14 protein-coding genes are annotated in these 16,132 nt (G+C 71.5%); 6 read left to right on the top strand and 8 right to left on the bottom strand.

The window, feature by feature from the left end:
- Positions 1–2 precede the first annotated feature (2 nt).
- Genes ACIQ8J_RS08290 through ACIQ8J_RS08255 form a run of 8 tightly spaced genes read right to left on the bottom strand, consistent with a single transcriptional unit; the run spans position 3 to position 6,870 of the window.
- The gene (locus ACIQ8J_RS08290; protein ID WP_403268258.1) at positions 3–2,003 is read right to left on the bottom strand and encodes an NADH-quinone oxidoreductase subunit L; all 2,001 of its coding nucleotides are present in this window, start codon (positions 2,001–2,003) and stop codon (positions 3–5) included.
- Positions 2,000–2,380, bottom strand: a complete 381-nt coding sequence (nuoK, locus tag ACIQ8J_RS08285) for an NADH-quinone oxidoreductase subunit NuoK (protein ID WP_403268255.1) — start codon at positions 2,378–2,380, stop codon at positions 2,000–2,002. Before nuoK ends, ACIQ8J_RS08290 begins: the two co-directional genes overlap by 4 nt.
- Positions 2,380–2,988, bottom strand: coding sequence for an NADH-quinone oxidoreductase subunit J (locus ACIQ8J_RS08280; RefSeq protein ID WP_403268253.1), 609 nt, complete (start codon positions 2,986–2,988; stop codon positions 2,380–2,382). The genes nuoK and ACIQ8J_RS08280 overlap by 1 nt, the downstream gene beginning before the upstream one ends.
- Positions 2,985–3,803: a 4Fe-4S binding protein gene (locus ACIQ8J_RS08275; RefSeq protein WP_403268252.1), complete on the bottom strand. Its 819-nt coding sequence runs from the start codon at positions 3,801–3,803 to the stop codon at positions 2,985–2,987. The genes ACIQ8J_RS08280 and ACIQ8J_RS08275 overlap by 4 nt, the downstream gene beginning before the upstream one ends.
- Positions 3,803–4,771, bottom strand: a complete 969-nt coding sequence (locus ACIQ8J_RS08270) for an NADH-quinone oxidoreductase subunit H (protein ID WP_403268249.1) — start codon at positions 4,769–4,771, stop codon at positions 3,803–3,805. The genes ACIQ8J_RS08275 and ACIQ8J_RS08270 overlap by 1 nt, the downstream gene beginning before the upstream one ends.
- Positions 4,764–5,894: an NADH-quinone oxidoreductase subunit C gene (locus ACIQ8J_RS08265; protein ID WP_403268247.1), complete on the bottom strand. Its 1,131-nt coding sequence runs from the start codon at positions 5,892–5,894 to the stop codon at positions 4,764–4,766. Before ACIQ8J_RS08265 ends, ACIQ8J_RS08270 begins: the two co-directional genes overlap by 8 nt.
- Positions 5,891–6,496 carry an NADH-quinone oxidoreductase subunit B gene (locus ACIQ8J_RS08260; protein ID WP_403268244.1) on the bottom strand — a complete coding sequence of 202 codons (606 nt, stop codon included), beginning with the start codon at positions 6,494–6,496 and terminating at the stop codon, positions 5,891–5,893. The genes ACIQ8J_RS08265 and ACIQ8J_RS08260 overlap by 4 nt, the downstream gene beginning before the upstream one ends.
- Positions 6,487–6,870: an NADH-quinone oxidoreductase subunit A gene (locus ACIQ8J_RS08255; RefSeq protein ID WP_403268241.1), complete on the bottom strand. Its 384-nt coding sequence runs from the start codon at positions 6,868–6,870 to the stop codon at positions 6,487–6,489. The genes ACIQ8J_RS08260 and ACIQ8J_RS08255 overlap by 10 nt, the downstream gene beginning before the upstream one ends.
- 224 nt (positions 6,871–7,094) lie before the next feature.
- Here ACIQ8J_RS08255 and ACIQ8J_RS08250 point away from each other — a divergent pair, with 224 nt between their 5' ends.
- The 6 genes from ACIQ8J_RS08250 to ACIQ8J_RS08225 all read left to right on the top strand — a co-directional run bounded on the left by ACIQ8J_RS08250 (position 7,095) and on the right by ACIQ8J_RS08225 (position 16,114).
- Positions 7,095–8,336: a sensor histidine kinase gene (locus tag ACIQ8J_RS08250; protein WP_403268238.1), complete on the top strand. Its 1,242-nt coding sequence runs from the start codon at positions 7,095–7,097 to the stop codon at positions 8,334–8,336.
- Between the two features lie 211 nt (positions 8,337–8,547).
- Positions 8,548–9,873, top strand: coding sequence for a sensor histidine kinase (locus ACIQ8J_RS08245; RefSeq protein WP_403268842.1), 1,326 nt, complete (start codon positions 8,548–8,550; stop codon positions 9,871–9,873).
- Between the two features lie 196 nt (positions 9,874–10,069).
- Positions 10,070–10,765 carry a LuxR C-terminal-related transcriptional regulator gene (locus ACIQ8J_RS08240; protein WP_403268235.1) on the top strand — a complete coding sequence of 232 codons (696 nt, stop codon included), beginning with the start codon at positions 10,070–10,072 and terminating at the stop codon, positions 10,763–10,765.
- Between the two features lie 326 nt (positions 10,766–11,091).
- Positions 11,092–13,029 (top strand): 2-oxoacid:acceptor oxidoreductase subunit alpha, encoded by a 1,938-nt coding sequence (locus ACIQ8J_RS08235; RefSeq protein WP_403268234.1) that lies wholly within the window; start codon positions 11,092–11,094, stop codon positions 13,027–13,029.
- A complete protein-coding gene (locus ACIQ8J_RS08230; protein WP_403268231.1) occupies positions 13,022–14,086 on the top strand; it encodes a 2-oxoacid:ferredoxin oxidoreductase subunit beta in 1,065 nt (354 codons plus the stop codon). The genes ACIQ8J_RS08235 and ACIQ8J_RS08230 overlap by 8 nt, the downstream gene beginning before the upstream one ends.
- 78 nt (positions 14,087–14,164) lie before the next feature.
- Positions 14,165–16,114 carry an APC family permease gene (locus ACIQ8J_RS08225; RefSeq protein ID WP_403268229.1) on the top strand — a complete coding sequence of 650 codons (1,950 nt, stop codon included), beginning with the start codon at positions 14,165–14,167 and terminating at the stop codon, positions 16,112–16,114.
- The last annotated feature ends 18 nt before the right edge of the window (positions 16,115–16,132 follow it).

Below are 16,132 nucleotides of genomic sequence, written 5' to 3'. Positions count from 1 at the left end.
GCTCAGGACCCCGCGGTGACGTTGGCAAGGACGACCACGACGGCCGCCAGGACGAGTGAGCCGGCCAGCAGTGCGCTGAGGTAGCTCTGCACATTGCCGGTCTGCGCGCGGCGGACGGCCGTGCCGAGCCAGCGCGGCAGCGCGCTCGCACCGCGCACGTACGTCTCGACGACCTCGCGGTCCAGGAAGCGGACCAGGGATGCCGCGGCCAGGACGGGGCGGACGAACAGGGCGTGGTAGACGGCGTCCAGGTGGAATCCGGTGACCGCGTGGCGGTGCAGCGGCCCGAGCAGGAGGCGGCCCGGGTCGGCCGGATCGGGGGCGGACGCGATGTCCCCGTAGATCTCGGTGTGGCTGGCCATGGCCTCTTCCTCGACCAGGCCTCCGTCGCGCTCCGGGTGGGCGGCGACCGCGCCGATCGGGGTGCGGGCGGCGAGGGCCGTGGTGTGACGCCACGCGGCGTAGGTGACCAGACCGCCGACCAGGGCGACGCCCGTGGACAGGACGGAGGTGGTGACGGCCGGGGTGAGGGGGTGCCCGTCGAACCAGTCGGCAAGGTGGCCGGTGGCCAGTCCGAAGCCGATCGAGGGGATGGCGAGGACCCAGAGCACGGCGTTCATGACGACCGGCTGGCGGCCGTGCTGCGGGGCCTCCGCTCCCCTGCCGCGGAAGGCGAGCAGCCACAGGCGGGTGGCGTAGGCGGCGGTGAGGAGGGCGGTGAGCAGTCCGGCGACCAGCACGGTCCAGCCGGCGCCGGAGGGGGCGACCTGGCTCTCGCCGAGCGCGGTGTGCTCGGCGGCGGACAGGACGGCCTCCTTGGAGAAGAAGCCGGCGAAGGGAGGGATCGCGGCGAGCGCGAGCAGGGCGACGGTCATCGTCCAGTACGCGTCGGGGATGCGCTGGGCGAGGCCGCCCATGCGGGACATGGCGGCCAGGGAGTTGGTGCCGGCGGCGTGGATGATCACGCCGGCCGCGAGGAAGAGGAGCGCCTTGAAGGCGCCGTGCGACAGGAGGTGGAAGACGGCGGCCCCGCGGTCGCCGACGGCCAGGGCGCCCGACATGTAGCCGAGCTGGCCGATGGTCGAGTAGGCGAGGACCCGCTTGATGTCGTCCTGGGCGAGGGCGGCGAGCGCCGAGCCGACCATGGTGACCGCGGCCATCACGGCGAGCACGGTCATCGCGGCCGCCGACGCGGCGAAGACGGGGAGCAGCCGGGCCACGAAGTAGATGCCGGCGGCGACCATCGTGGCGGCGTGGATCAGCGCGGAGACCGGCGTCGGGCCGGCCATGGCGTCGGGCAGCCAGGTGTGCAGCGGGAACTGGGCGGACTTGCCGGCCACACCGGCGAGCAGCAGCAGGGCGATCAGGGTGGGGTGACCGATGCCGCCGGTCAGGGCGGCCTGGACGACGCCGGTGATGCGGAACGTCCCGGCATCGGTGGCGAGCGCGAACAGACCGATCAGGAAGGGGACGTCGCCGAGCTTGGTGACCAGGAAGGCCTTCAGCGAGGCGGCGCGGGCCTCCGGGGTCTCCCAGTAGTGGCCGACCAGGAAGTACGAGCAGATGCCCATGATCTCCCAGCCGACCAGGAGCACCATCAGGTCGCCGGAGTAGACGACGAGCAGCATCGCGGAGGTGAAGAGGGAGACGAGCGCGGAGTACGAGGTGTAGCGCGGGTCGTCGCGCAGATAGCCCGTCGAGTAGAGCTGGACGCAGGTCGCGACGAGGCCGACCAGGACGGCGACGAGGACGGCGAAGCCGTCCAGGTGGAGGGCGAGTTCGATCGGCACGGAGCCGGTCGGGGTGAGCCGGGTCGCCGCGTCGATGGGCTTGCCGCCGCCCTGGTCGACGGCGACGACGACGGCGAGGACGAACGCGGCGAACGTCGGAAGGACCGCGAGCGGCCGGACGAAGCCGGGTGCCCGGCGGCCGAGCAGCAGGCCGGCCGCGGCGCCCAGGAACGGAAGGAGGGGAACGAGGACGGCGAGGGTCGTGGTGGTCACGCGGCGGCCTCAGCCTTCTGCGCCGGGGCGGCGGGGTCTTCCGGGTCCGCCGGGTCCGCGTCGGGGCCGGTGCCCTCGGCGGTGTCGCGGAGCTTGTCGATGTCGGCGGTGCCGCGGTTGCGGTACACCGCGAGCACGATCGCCAGGCCGAGGCCGATCTCGGCGGCGGCGATGGCGATCGTGAACAGGGTGAGCGCCTGGCCCGCGTGGAGGGTGTCGCGCAGCCAGACGTCGAAGGCGACGAGGTTGAGGTTGACGGCGTTGAGCATCAGCTCGACGGACATCAGGACCAGGATCGCGTTGCGCCGCGCGAGCACACCGTAGAGACCGGTGCAGAACAGGAGGACGGCGAGCACGGCGGGATAGACGAGGTGCATCAGCGCGGCTCCGTCTCACTGGGGGCGGCAGCGGTGGTGGCGGGGGCGTCACCGGAGGCGTCGCTCTTGCGGGACAGCACGATCGCGCCGACCAGGGCGGCCAGGAGGAGTACGGACAGGGCCTCGAAGGGCAGCACCCAGTGCCTGAAGAGGATCTCTCCGGACACCTTGGTCGAGCCCTGGGCGGGGCCTTCGAGACCGATCCAGCTCGTGCGGAAGGCGTCCGCGACGACCCACACGAGGGTGCCCGCCGCGGCGGCGGCCACCGCGAGGGCGACCCAGCGGTTGCCCGAATCGGCGTCCGGGGAGCGGCCGATGGGGGCCTTGGTGAGCATCAGGCCGAAGAGGAGGAGCACCACGACGGAACCGACGTAGATGAGGACCTGCACCCAGGCGATGAACTCGGCGGTGAGCAGGAGGTATTCGACGGCGAGGCCGCCGAGCGCCACGACCAGCCAGAGGGCGGCGTGCACCAACTGCTTGGTCGTGACGGTCAGGACCGCCGCGCCGAGGGTGGCGATGCCGACGAGGAGGAACGCGATCTCGACACCGGTCGGCGACAGGAAGCCGTGCGGCGCGGTGACGGCCGTCTGAGCGAGGGCGATCATGCCGGACCTCCCGCCGGGCCGGCCGGGGGCGGGGTGTCATCACCGGTCGGGTCGGCCGACGGGGTCGGTCCGGCGGGCGGGGTCGCGCCGGGCGACGGGGTCGTGCCGGTCCGCCCGATCGTGCCGGTTGGCGGCGTCGGGCCAGCTGGCCCGGTCGTGCCGGTCGACGGCGTCGTACCGGTCGGCCCGTTGGGCGGGGCCTCTTCGGCCTGGGCGGTCGGCGGGGGCGCATCGGTCTGGGCGGGCGGGCCGGTCGGCGCGGTCTGGCCGGTCGGCGCGGTCGTCTCCGCCTGGGCGGCGGCGAGTTTGTCGGCGGTCTTGCGGGCCGCGGCGAGTTCCTTCGGCTCCTCCGCACCCGGGTCGAGCGCGGGCGGGGCCGGGACCGTCCACATCCACTCGCGGAGCTTGTCCCGCTCGTGGGTGAGTTCATGGATGTCCGTCTCCGCGTACTCGAACTCCGGGGACCAGAACAGCGCGTCGAAAGGACACACCTCGATGCAGATACCGCAGTACATGCAGAGCGAGAAGTCGATGGCGAAGCGGTCCAGGACGTTGCGGCTGCGCTCGCGGCCACCCGGGACGGCGGCGGGCACCGTCTCCTTGTGGGAGTCGATGTAGATGCACCAGTCGGGGCACTCGCGGGCGCAGAGCATGCAGACCGTGCAGTTCTCCTCGAACAGGCCGATCACCCCCCGGGTGCGGGGCGGGAGTTCGGGCTGGACGTCGGGGTACTGCGCGGTGACGGACTTCTTCGTCATCGTGCGGAGAGTGACGGCGAGGCCCTTGGCCAGGCCGGATCCGGGGATGGGAGGCACTACTGGATCGCCACCTTCACGATGCCGGTGAGCGCGATCTGCGCGAGGGCGAGCGGGATGAGCGTGGTCCAGGCGAGCTTCTGCAACTGGTCCTCGCGGAGCCGGGGGTAGCTGACCCGGAGCCAGATCACGACGAAGGCCAGGACGGCCGTCTTGAGCAGGGTCCACACCCAGCCGAGCCCGTCGGCGCCGAAGGGGCCGTGCCAGCCGCCCAGGAAGAGGACGGTGGTGAGGCCGCACAGGACGACGATGCCGGCGTACTCGGCGAGCAGGAAGAGCGCGAAGCGCAGTCCCGTGTACTCGGTGTACGCGCCGAAGATGATCTCCGAGTCGGCGACGGGCATGTCGAAGGGCGGGCGCTGGAGTTCGGCGAGGCCGGCGATGAAGAAGACCAGGGCGCCGACGATCTGCCAGGGCAGCCACCACCAGTGGAAGGCGTTGAGGATGCCGGGCAGCGACACCGTGCCGGCCGCCATCGCCACGGAGGCGGCGGCGAGCAGCATCGGCAGCTCGTACGCGAGGAGCTGGGCCGCGGTGCGCAGTCCGCCGAGGAGGGAGAACTTGTTGGCCGAGGCCCAGCCCGCCATGAGCGAGCCGAGCACGCCGACGCCCATCACGGCGAGCACGAAGAAGATGCCCGCGTCGACGACCTGGCCGACCGCGCCCTCGCTCGGGCCGATCGGGATCGCCACGAGGACGAGGAGGTAGGGCAGCAGGGCGACGGCGGGCGCGAGCTGGAAGATCCGCCGGTCGGCCGCGGCCGGTACGACGTCCTCCTTCTGCGCGAACTTCACGCCGTCCGCGACGAGTTGGGCCCAGCCGTGGAAGCCACCGGCGTACATCGGGCCGAGCCGGCCCTGCATGTGCGCCATCACCTTGTGCTCGGTCTGCCCGATGACGAGCGGCAGCACCATGAACACGGCGAAGACGACGACCAGTCGGATGGCGACGTCGAGTGCGTCATTCACGCGGGTCGCCTCCTGGAGTGCCGGTCGTGGGGGTAGGGGTGGGGTCGGAATCGGCCTCGGGGCCAGGACCGGGACCGGTGGGCTCGGCGGCGTTGCCGGTGGTGCCGCCGTTGTCGGTGCTGCCGGTGCTGCCCGTGGTGCCGGACGGCCCGGCTTCGGGCTCGGCGGCCGGGCCGGGCTCGGGGGCCTCCGGGCCGGGCTCGCTGTCCTCTTCCGTGAAGGCCGGTTTCGGGTTGTGCCAGGGGGCGTCCGAGGCCGGGGGGCGGGTGGGGGCGGCCGGGCGCTCGGGGGTCGCTTCCGGGACGGCCGCCGCCTGCGAGGCCGAACCCTCCGACGCGCTGCGGGTGCGTCGGGGGCGTACCGCAGGTGCCTCGGGAGCCGCGGTCGCCTCGCCGGTCTCGGGGGCGGCCGGGGTCTCCGCCTGCGAGGCCGACCCCTCCGACGCGGTGCGGGCACGCCGGACCGGGCGGTCGGCGCCGCCGGCACCGGCTCCCGCCGTGCGCGGGGTGCGGGCCGGGCGGGTCGGAGCGGGGGGCAACTGGCCCTTCAGCGGCCCCCATTCGTTGGGGTCAGGGACGCCGGGCGGAAGCATCTGGCGGCGCTTGGGCCCACCATGCGCTGCACCCGCCGCCGGCTCCCCCGGTTCCTTCGCCCCCGGCCACGCCTTGGCGACCCGCGCCGCGAGGACGAAGTCCTTGCGCAGCGGGTGCCCCTCGAAGCCCTCGGGCAGCAGCAGCGGCACCAGGTGCGGGTGGTTCTCGAAGTCGACGCCGAACATTTCGTGGGTCTCGCGCTCGTGCCACGCCGCGCCCGCGTAGATGTCGACGGCCGAGGGGAGCACCGGCGCCGAGTGCGGGACCGTGGTGCGCAGCAGCAGACGGCGCACGCGGTGTCCCTCCAGGGCCACCACATGTGCGCAGACCCGGAATCCGGTGCCGGGTTCGTCGACCGCGCTCAGCCAGTCGAAGTAGGTGCAGCCCAGCTTGTCGCGGGCGATTTCCAGGGACGCGATCCACGAGCCGGCGGGCACGTCGACGGTGAGCAGGCCGTACGCCTCCTCCGCCGTGGCCTCCGCGCCGAAGATCTCGGCGCCGCCGCCGGGCAGGCTGTCGTACGCGCTCACGCCTCGCCCTCCCCCGCGGTGGCCGGGGCGGCGACGAGTCCGCTGGTCAGCTGGGCCGGGGTGGCCGCGTTGGCGTACCGCTCGCCGAGCGATTCGCGGGCGATCTTCTCCTGGAGCTTGAGGATGCCCTGGAGGAGCGCCTCGGGCCGGGGCGGGCAGCCGGGCACGTACACGTCGACCGGAATGATCTGGTCCACGCCCTTGGTCACCGAGTACGAGTCCCAGTACGGGCCGCCGCAGTTGGAGCAGGCGCCGAAGGAGATGACGTACTTGGGCTCGGGCATCTGCTCGTAGAGCCGCTTCACGGCGGGCGCCATCTTGTCCGTCACCGTGCCGGAGACGATCATGAGGTCGGCCTGGCGCGGGCCGGGCGCGAAGGGAATCACGCCGAGCCGGATGAAGTCGTGGCGGGCCATCGACGCCGCGATGAACTCGATGGCGCAGCAGGCGAGGCCGAAGTTGAAGACCCACAGGCTGTAGCGGCGGCCCCAGTTGAGGACCACCTTCATCGGCTCGGGGGCCAGCCGCGACAGCACGCCGAGCCGCTGCGGCTCGGGCAGCGGCTGGGGCTCGGGCACCGGCTGGGGATGCGTCACGTCCATTCCAGGACGCCCTTCTTCCATGCGTAGAGCAGTCCCACGGCCAGGAAGCCGAGGAAGATGAACATCTCGACGAGGGTGGTCGCGCCGTAGCCGGGGGCCGCGAAGACGGTCGCCCACGGGAAGAGGAAGATCGAGTCGACGGCGAAGATCACGTACAGGAAGGCGTAGACGTAGTAGCGGACCTGGGTATGGGCCCAGCCCTCGCCCACCGGGTCCACTCCGCACTCGTACGTCAGCAGCTTCTCCGGCGTCGGCACGATCGGCCGCAGCAGCCGCCCGGCCCCGAAGGCCACGGCCACGAACAGCACTCCGATCACGGCGAGCAGGCCGACGACCGAATAGCTGTGGAAGTAGTCGGCCGCCAACACAGGCATCCGGCGCACGGTCGGTTCCGGCACGTCGCGCCCCTCGCTCCCTGGCCTCGATGATCTCGTCGCGCCCTGTTCGACGCTGTGTACGGACGGGAGTCTAGGCCCTGCTAAGGGGCCCCTTGGCAGGCGCGTCTCAAGGGGTGGGCCGCCGGGGTGGGGTTTTCCCCCGTACAAGAGGGTGCGGCACCCCATGGCGCCATCGATCTCCGCCCGGCACGCTGGGGACCATGACCAGGACCCTCCGCGACCAGCAGCGGTACGAAGCAGGACACCCGGACACCCCGGACGACACCGCCCGCGGCACGGAAACGGGCGAAGCCGCCCTGCCGGCGGTGCGGTTCGCCTACGGCACGCACACCTGGAAGGAGATCGCCCATCTCCTCGCCAACCTGCCGATGGCGCTGCTCGGCTTCGTCTACGTCGTCGTGATGGTCGTACTCGGGCTCGGTCTGTCGGTGACCGTGATCGGACTGCCGCTGCTCGCGTCGGGGCTGATCGGCGCGCGCCAGTTCGGCAAGGTGGAGCGGGCCCGAGCGCGGGCGCTGCTCGGGGTGCGGGTCGAGGAGCCGACGCCGATACCGGCGAACGTGCGCAAGCACGGCGGCTTCTTCCCCTGGCTGTGGGCGAGCCTGAAGGACCCGGTGGCCTGGCGCCATGTGCTGTACGAGTTCATCCGGCTGCCCTGGGGGGTGCTGACCTTCACGGTGATGGTGGTCGGCGTGTTCCTGGCGTGGCCGGTGCTCGGGTTCATCGCCCGGGGGCTCGCCAACGCCGACCGGATGATGGTGCGCGGACTGCTCTCGCCCTCGGACGAGCTGGAGCGGCGGATAGCCGAGCTGGAGTCCGACCGGGGCGTGGTGGTCGACACGGCCGCCGCGGACCTGCGCCGGATCGAACGGGATCTGCACGACGGTGCGCAGGCCCGGCTCGTCGCGCTCGCCATGGGGCTCGGCCTCGCCAAGGAGAAGTTGCTGGAAGACCCGGACGCGGCGGCCGCGATGGTGGACGAGGCGCACGGCGAGGTGAAGCTGGCCCTGCAGGAGCTGCGCGAGCTGGCCCGCGGCATCCACCCGGCGGTCCTCACCGACCGCGGTCTCGACGCGGCCCTGTCCTCCATCGCCTCCCGCTGCACGGTTCCGGTCGAGGTCGCCGTCGATCTGACCGCGCGGCCCGCGCCCGCCATCGAGGGCATCGCCTACTTCACCGTCTCCGAGCTGCTCCAGAACATCAGCAAGCACAGCCGGGCGCGCACCGCCTCGGTCAACGTGTGGCGCAGCGCCGAGCGGCTGCTGATCCAGGTCGAGGACGACGGGGTGGGCGGCGCGCGGTTCGACGGCGGTACGGGGATGGCCGGTCTGGCCGAGCGGCTCGGCGCGGTGGACGGGCTGCTCGTCCTCGAATCGCCCGTCGGCGGGCCGACCGTCGTCACCGCCGAGCTGCCGTGGCGCGACCGGGGGCCGAAGGACTGATTCCGCTCGCCGACCGGGGCAGGGGTCCGGGCGGCGGCTCGGCCGGGGGTAGGGAAAACCCCCGGCCGAAGAGGGTGACCGGCTCCATGGTCGCGGCCGGCGCCGACCGCCAAGCTGGTGGGCAGAAGGGCGGCAGACGTCCCCTGGACAGCGGCCGCGCACCAGAAGGACATCAGCAGGACATGAGAAGGAACGGACGGGACCGATGACCATGGAAACGGAGTACGGGCACGCCGGGGCGCGGTCCCGCGAGCCGCGGCGGCACCTCGTTCCGCCGGTGCTGCGCGCGCCGTTCGAGGGGCGGACCTTCCGGGAGTTCGGCTTTCTGCTGCTCAGCCTGCCGATCAGCATCGTGCTGTTCGTCTGGTCCGTCGTCATGGTGTCGATGAGCGCCGGTCTGCTGATCACCTTCATCGGCATACCGCTCATGGCCGTCGGCCTGATGGGCTGCCGCGCCTTCGGCGTGATGGAGCGAGCCAGGGCCCGAGCGCTGCTCGGGGTGGAGATCGGCGAGCCGCGGCCGGTGCGGGCGCGCGGCGGTCTCATGTCGTGGATCGGCGGCGTCCTCAAGAGCGGCGTCTCCTGGCGGCACCTGCTCTACTCGTTCCTCCAGTTCCCGTGGGCGGTCTTCACCTTCTCCGTCGTCGTGCCGCTGTGGACGACCGGCTGGCTGCTGTTCACGTACCCGCTGTGGCAGTGGGTGTTCCCCACGTACACCGGTCGGGGCGGCATCCAGCTCTACGACGACGCGCACCACCACGTCTATCTGGACTCGCCGTTCGAGATCACGATGACCTCGCTGGCCGGGCTGGTCCTGACGCTGGCCGTGCCGTGGCTGATCCGCGGGTTCGCGGCGATGGACAAGGTGATGGTCACCGGGCTGCTCGGTCCGTCCCGCCTGGAGGAGCGGGTGTCCGAGCTGGAGTCCGACCGCGGGATCGTCGTGGACACCTCGGCCGCGGACCTGCGGCGCATCGAGCGGGATCTGCACGACGGGGCGCAGGCGCGCCTCGTGGCGCTGGCCATGGACCTCGGTCTGGCGAAGGAGAAGCTCGCCGAGGATCCGCAGGCGGCGGCCGCGATGGTGGACGAGGCGCACGGCGAGGTGAAGGTCGCGCTCCAGGAGCTGCGGGATCTGGCCCGCGGCATCCACCCGGCGGTCCTCACCGACCGCGGTCTCGACGCGGCCCTGTCGTCGGTGGCCTCCCGCTGCACGGTTCCGGTGCAGGTGGAGGTGGATCTGCCGACCCGGCCGGTGCCGGCGATCGAGGGGATCGCGTACTTCACCGTCTCCGAGCTGCTCCAGAACGTCAGCAAGCACAGCGGGGCCGGGCGGGCCTCCGTCGATGTGTGGCTGGCGGGTGACCGGCTGATGCTCCAGGTCAGCGACAACGGGCGCGGCGGGGCGGATGTCTCGGCGGGGTCGGGGCTAGCGGGGCTGGCGGAGCGGCTCGACGCGGTGGACGGGATCCTGGTGGTCGATTCGCCTCTCGGCGGGCCGACGACGATCACGGCGGAGCTGCCGTGGCGGGCGTAGCCCGACCTTGATCCCCGGTCGCCTTCGATTCTTGGACCCCCGCTCCTCAGCCGCCGCAGAGGCACAAGGAGCGGGGGTTTTTGCCTGGCGGGGGCGGATTCTTGGTCGGATGCTGGGATGCTGGGTGGGCACAACGTCATGGCTCGCACTGAGCCGTGCGGCGCGCGCCCGGGGGGCTCGCGTCCGGGGGGAACCAATGGAGTCCGGGAGCTGCGGAATCGTGGAGGACAGGGTGCGGGTGGTCATCGCCGAGGATTCGGTGCTGCTTCGGGAGGGGCTGACCCGGCTGCTGACCGACCGGGGACATGACGTCGTCGCGGGAGTGGGCGACGGGAACGCGCTGGTCAAGACCGTCGGGGAGCTCGCCGACCAGGGCGAGCTCCCCGATGTCGTCGTCGCGGATGTGCGGATGCCGCCCACCCACACCGACGAGGGAGTGCGCGCGTCGGTGTTGCTGCGCAAGCTGTATCCCGGGATCGGGGTGCTGGTGCTCAGCCAGTACGTGGAGGAGCAGTACGCGACCGAACTGCTCGCCGGGTCGAGCCGGGGCGTGGGCTATCTACTGAAGGACCGCGTCGCCGAGGTGCGGGAGTTCGTCGACGCCGTGGTGCGGGTCGCGCAGGGCGGCACCGCGCTGGATCCCGAGGTCGTGGCGCAGCTCCTGGGGCGCAGCCGCAAACAGGACGTACTGGCCAATCTGACGCCGCGCGAGCGCGAGGTCCTGGGCCTCATGGCTGAGGGACGGACGAATTCCGCTATTGCCAGGCAACTCGTGGTCAGCGACGGGGCCGTCGAGAAGCACGTAAGCAATATCTTTCTGAAGCTGGGTCTCTCACCGAGTGACGGGGATCACCGGCGTGTACTCGCCGTGCTCACCTACATCAATTCGTGACCGCCTGCCACCCTGCCGGAGATCGAGCGGTACCCGGCCGACAGGGTCGAAAGTCGGTCACCGGGTCGGGATCGAGCCACCGCCTGCGGGGCTGGATCCCGGCCCGGTGCGGTGCGGCCTAGGACCAAAGACTGACTGCGGGGCGTCTCAGCGAAGGCGCCGGGGGCGGAGTAGATCGTGGCAAATCAGGGCAGAAGGGCGTCTCAAAAGAGCGTCCACCATATGAGCGGTCCAGGGAAGGCGACCCTTACCGACGTAGGGTGGGCTTTGGCGCTACCGGTCGGCCGGATGCGCCCGAGCAGCCCGCCCGAGGGAGGTCCAGTTCAGTGACCAGCCAGGTCAGTAGCCCAGCCGAGCAGGCCGGCGGAGCCGATGAGGCCCTCGTCGGAGAGCAGCGCAGGCCCACCGGGGACAAAGAGATCCGGCGTCTCGACCGCGTGATCATCCGTTTCGCGGGTGACTCGGGCGACGGCATGCAGCTCACCGGCGACCGCTTCACATCGGAGACCGCTTCCTTCGGCAACGACTTGTCGACGCTGCCGAACTTCCCGGCCGAGATCCGGGCCCCCGCCGGAACGCTGCCCGGCGTGTCGAGCTTCCAGCTGCACTTCGCCGACCACGACATCCTCACGCCGGGCGACGCGCCGAACGTGCTGGTGGCGATGAATCCGGCGGCGCTGAAGGCGAACCTGGCGGACGTGCCGCGCGGTGGCGAGATCATCGTCAACACGGACGAGTTCGCCAAGCGCGCGATGGCCAAGGTCGGCTACGCCACCAGCCCGCTGGAGGACGGCTCGCTCAGCGCCTACAACGTGCACCCGGTGCCGCTCACGACGCTGACGATCGAGGCGCTCAAGGAGTTCGGCCTGTCCCGCAAGGAGGCCGAGCGCTCCAAGAACATGTTCGCGCTGGGCCTGCTGTCGTGGATGTACCACCGCCCGACCGAGGGCACGGAGAAGTTCCTGCGGACCAAGTTCGCGAAGAAGCCCGCCATCGCGGAGGCCAACGTCGCCGCGTTCCGGGCGGGCTGGAACTTCGGCGAGACCACCGAGGACTTCGCGGTCTCCTACGAGGTCGCGCCGGCCACCTCCGCGTTCCCGGCGGGCACCTACCGCAACATCTCGGGGAACCTGGCGCTGTCCTACGGACTGATCGCCGCGTCCCGCCAGGCGGACCTGCCGCTCTACCTCGGCTCGTACCCGATCACCCCGGCGAGCGACATCCTGCACGAGCTGTCGCGGCACAAGAACTTCGGCGTGCGGACCTTCCAGGCGGAGGACGAGATCGCCGGGATCGGCGCCGCGCTGGGTGCCGCCTTCGGCGGTTCGCTCGCGGTCACCACCACCTCGGGTCCGGGCGTGGCGCTCAAGTCCGAGGCGATCGGCCTCGCCGTGTCGCTCGAACTGCCGCTGCTCGTCGTGGACATCCAGCGCGGCGGCCCCTCCACGGGCCTGCCGACCAAGACCGAGCAGGCGGACCTGCTCCAGGCGATGTACGGCCGCAACGGCGAGGCCCCGGTCCCGGTCGTCGCGCCGAAGACGCCCGCCGACTGCTTCGAGGCGGCCCTGGACGCGGCACGCATCGCGCTGACCTACCGCACCCCGGTCTTCCTGCTCTCCGACGGCTATCTGGCCAACGGCTCCGAGCCGTGGCGGATCCCCGAGGTGGACGAACTCCCGGATCTGCGCGTCCAGTTCGCGACCGGACCCAACCACACCCTGGCCGACGGCACCGAGGTGTTCTGGCCGTACAAGCGCGACCCGCAGACCCTGGCCCGCCCCTGGGCGGTGCCCGGCACCCCGGGTCTTGAGCACCGTATCGGCGGCATCGAGAAGCAGGACGGCACGGGCAACATCTCCTACGACCCGGCCAACCACGACTTCATGGTCCGCACCCGCCAGGCCAAGATCGACGGCATCGAGGTGCCCGACCTCGCCGTCGACGACCCGGACCGGGCCCGCACCCTGGTGCTCGGCTGGGGCTCCACCTACGGCCCCATCACCGCCGCCGTACGCCGCCTGCGCGCCCAGGGCGAGCCGATCGCCCAGGCCCACCTGCGCCACCTCAACCCCTTCCCGAAGAACCTCGGCGAGGTGTTGGAGCACTACGACAAGGTCTTCGTGCCGGAGATGAACCTCGGCCAGCTGGCCACCCTGATCCGCGCCAAGTACCTGGTCGACGCGCACTCCTACAACCAGGTCAACGGCATGCCGTTCAAGGCCGAGCAGCTCGCCACCGCTCTCAAGGAGGCCATCCATGCCTGACGCTCACAGCAACGAGCTCCTGCACCTGGTGCCCAAGGCCGAGGCCAAGCAGTCCATGAAGGACTTCAAGTCCGACCAGGAAGTGCGCTGGTGCCCCGGCTGTGGCGACTATGCGGTCCTGGCCGCCGTGCAGGGCTTCATGCCCGAGCTCGGCCTGGCCAAGGAGAACATCGTCTTCGTCTCCGGCATCGGCTGCTCCTCCCGCTTCCCGTACTACATGAACACCTACGGGATGCACTCCATCCACGGCCGGGCCCCCGCCATCGCCACCGGGCTCGCCTCCTCCCGGCGCGACCTGTCGGTGTGGGTCGTCACGGGTGACGGCGACGCGCTGTCCATCGGCGGCAACCACCTCATCCACGCCCTGCGCCGCAACGTCAACCTCAAGATCCTGCTCTTCAACAACCGGATCTACGGACTGACCAAGGGCCAGTACTCCCCCACCTCCGAGATCGGGAAGATCACCAAGTCGACGCCGATGGGCTCCCTCGACGCGCCGTTCAACCCGGTCTCCCTGGCCATCGGCGCCGAGGCCTCCTTCGTGGCGCGCACCGTGGACTCCGACCGCAAGCACCTCACCGAGGTGCTGCGCCAGGCCGCCGAGCACCCCGGCACCGCCCTGGTGGAGATCTACCAGAACTGCAACATCTTCAATGACGGCGCCTTCGAGGTCCTCAAGGACAAGGACCAGGCCGAAGAGGCCGTCATCCGCCTCGAACACGGGCAGCCGATCCGGTTCGGCGCCGACGGGAACAAGGGCGTCGTACGGGACCCGGCCACCGGTGACCTCAAGGTCGTGGCGGTGACCGAGGAGAACCAGTCGCGGATCCTGATCCACGACGCCCACAGCGCCTCGCCGACCACCGCGTTCGCGCTGTCCCGGCTCGCCGACCCGGACACCCTGCACCAGACCCCCATCGGGGTCTTCCGCAGCGTCGAACGGCCCGTGTACGACACGCTCATGGCGGACCAGCTCGACACCGCCGTCGAGCAGAACGGCAAGGGCGACCTCGCCGCTCTCCTCACCGGCAGCGACACCTGGACCGTCGTCGGCTGACCCAATGGCATGAGCGGACGGGTGCCCGGCCGGGGAGTCTGCGAGGACCCCGGGCCGGGCACCCGCTCTCATGGGGGGATGGACCGTCTCGCGTACCGCGTCAAGCGACGCCTGCTCGGCAAGCCCCTCACCACCAGCCGCATCGGCGACGAGAAGCTGAACAACCGCACCGCGCTCGGGGTGCTGGCCTCCGACTGCATCAGCTCGTCCGCGTACGGGTCCGAGGAGATGCTCCGGGTCCTGGTGCCGGTGGCCGGTGTGGCCGCGTTCAGCCTGCTCATGCCGGTGACCGGCGCGATCCTGCTGGTCCTGATCCTGCTGACGCTCTGCTACAGCGACGTCGTCATGATCTACACCCGGGCCGGCGGCTCCTATGTGGTGGCCCGCGACAACTTCGGTCCGAACGTCGCGCAGATCGCCGCCGTGGCCCTGCTGGTCGACTACATCGTCACCGTGGCCGTCCAGGTCTCGGCCGGCACCGACGCGATCGCCTCGCTCGCGCACCTCATGGCCGGCGGCCCCACCGCCATGGACCACCTCCGACTCCCCGTCTCCGCAGGGGTGATCCTCTTCCTGGCGTACGGGAACCTGCGCGGGGTGCGCGAGGCGGGGCGGCTGTTCGCGCTGCCCGCGTACCTGTTCATGGCGGCCGTCGGCCTGGTCCTCGCCGTCTCCGCCGTACGCGGGCTGACCGGCTCTCTGCCGCACGCCGATCCGCACCCGCCCGGCGCGATCCCGCTCGGCACCCCGGGCAGCGGCTGGCTGTACGGGGCCTCGCTGTTCATCGTGCTGCGCGCGTTCGCCAACGGCGGCTCCTCGCTGACCGGTCTGGAGGCGATCTCCAACGGCATCTCGGCGTTCCGCGAACCGCAGGGCCGCAACGCCCGCCGCACCCTCGTCACGATGAGCTGTGTCCTCGGCGTGCTGGTCCTCGGGGTGTCGACGCTCGCCCACTTCACCCATGCCGTCCCGTACGCCGACGGCTCCCCGACCGTGATCGCGCAGGAGGCCCATCTCGCCTTCGGCGGCGGTGTGTTGGGGGCCGCCGGCCTGGTCTTCGTGCAGCTGGCGACGGCGCTCGTGCTGTACACCGGGGCCAACACGCCCTTCACCGGCTTCCCGTACCTGGCGAGCTTCGTCGCCGAAGACCGGTTCCTGCCACGGCAGTTGACCCGGCGCGGACACCGGCTCGCCTTCTCCAACGGGATCGTCGCGCTCACCGTCGTCGCGCTCGCGCTGCTGCTCGTGACGCGCGCGAGCGTGGACAAGCTGGTGGCGCTGTACGCGATCGGGGTGTTCACGGCGTTCACGATGGCCGGGGCGGGGCTCACCGCGTACCACTGGCGGCGGCGCGAACGGCACCGGCGGCTGAAGATCGGCGTCAACGCGCCGGCCGCGCTGGTCTCGGCGGCGGTGGTGCTCATCTTCGCCGTCACCAAGTTCACCGAGGGCGCGTGGCTGGTGGTCGTCGTCTTCCCGCTCGGGGTGTGGGCGCTGATCCGGATCAACCGCGAGTACCGCAGCGAGGCCGAGGTGCTCGGCACCATCGAGGCGCCCGGCGCCGATCTGCCGCGCCACCGGCGCCACTTGGTCTTCGTCCTCGTCGAAACCCTCGACCTCGCGGTCATCAAGGCGCTGCGGTACGCGCACGAGGTGCGGCCCGACGAGATCCGGGCCATCCACTTCGCGATCGACGACGCCCACGCCCGGCAACTCGCGGCGGCCTGGGAGGAGACGGCCGCGACCTCGGTGCCGCTGGAACTGGTGGAGTGCCCCGACCGGCGGCTGCGGCACGCCATGGTGGAGCTGGCCGCGCGCACCACCGAGGGCGGCGCGACCTCCCTGACGGTCCTGGTCCCCCGGCGCACCTACAGCAACGCGCTGGGCAAACTGCTGCACCGGGGCACCGCCGAGGAGATGGCGAAGGCCCTGGAGCACCTGTCGCCGGTGGCGGTGACGATCCTGCCCTTCGACGTGTCGCGGGCCCTGCACACCCTGGCGGCGGGCCACGCCCCCGAGCCGGAGTAGGACGGCCGCCGGGGGCGT

Source organism: Streptomyces sp. NPDC094147, from assembly GCF_044764265.1.
In the GTDB taxonomy this organism is placed as follows: Bacteria; Actinomycetota; Actinomycetes; order Streptomycetales; family Streptomycetaceae; genus Streptomyces.
The sequence above is the reverse complement of the archived record's forward strand: the minus strand, read 5'-3'. Positions and strand labels throughout refer to the sequence as shown.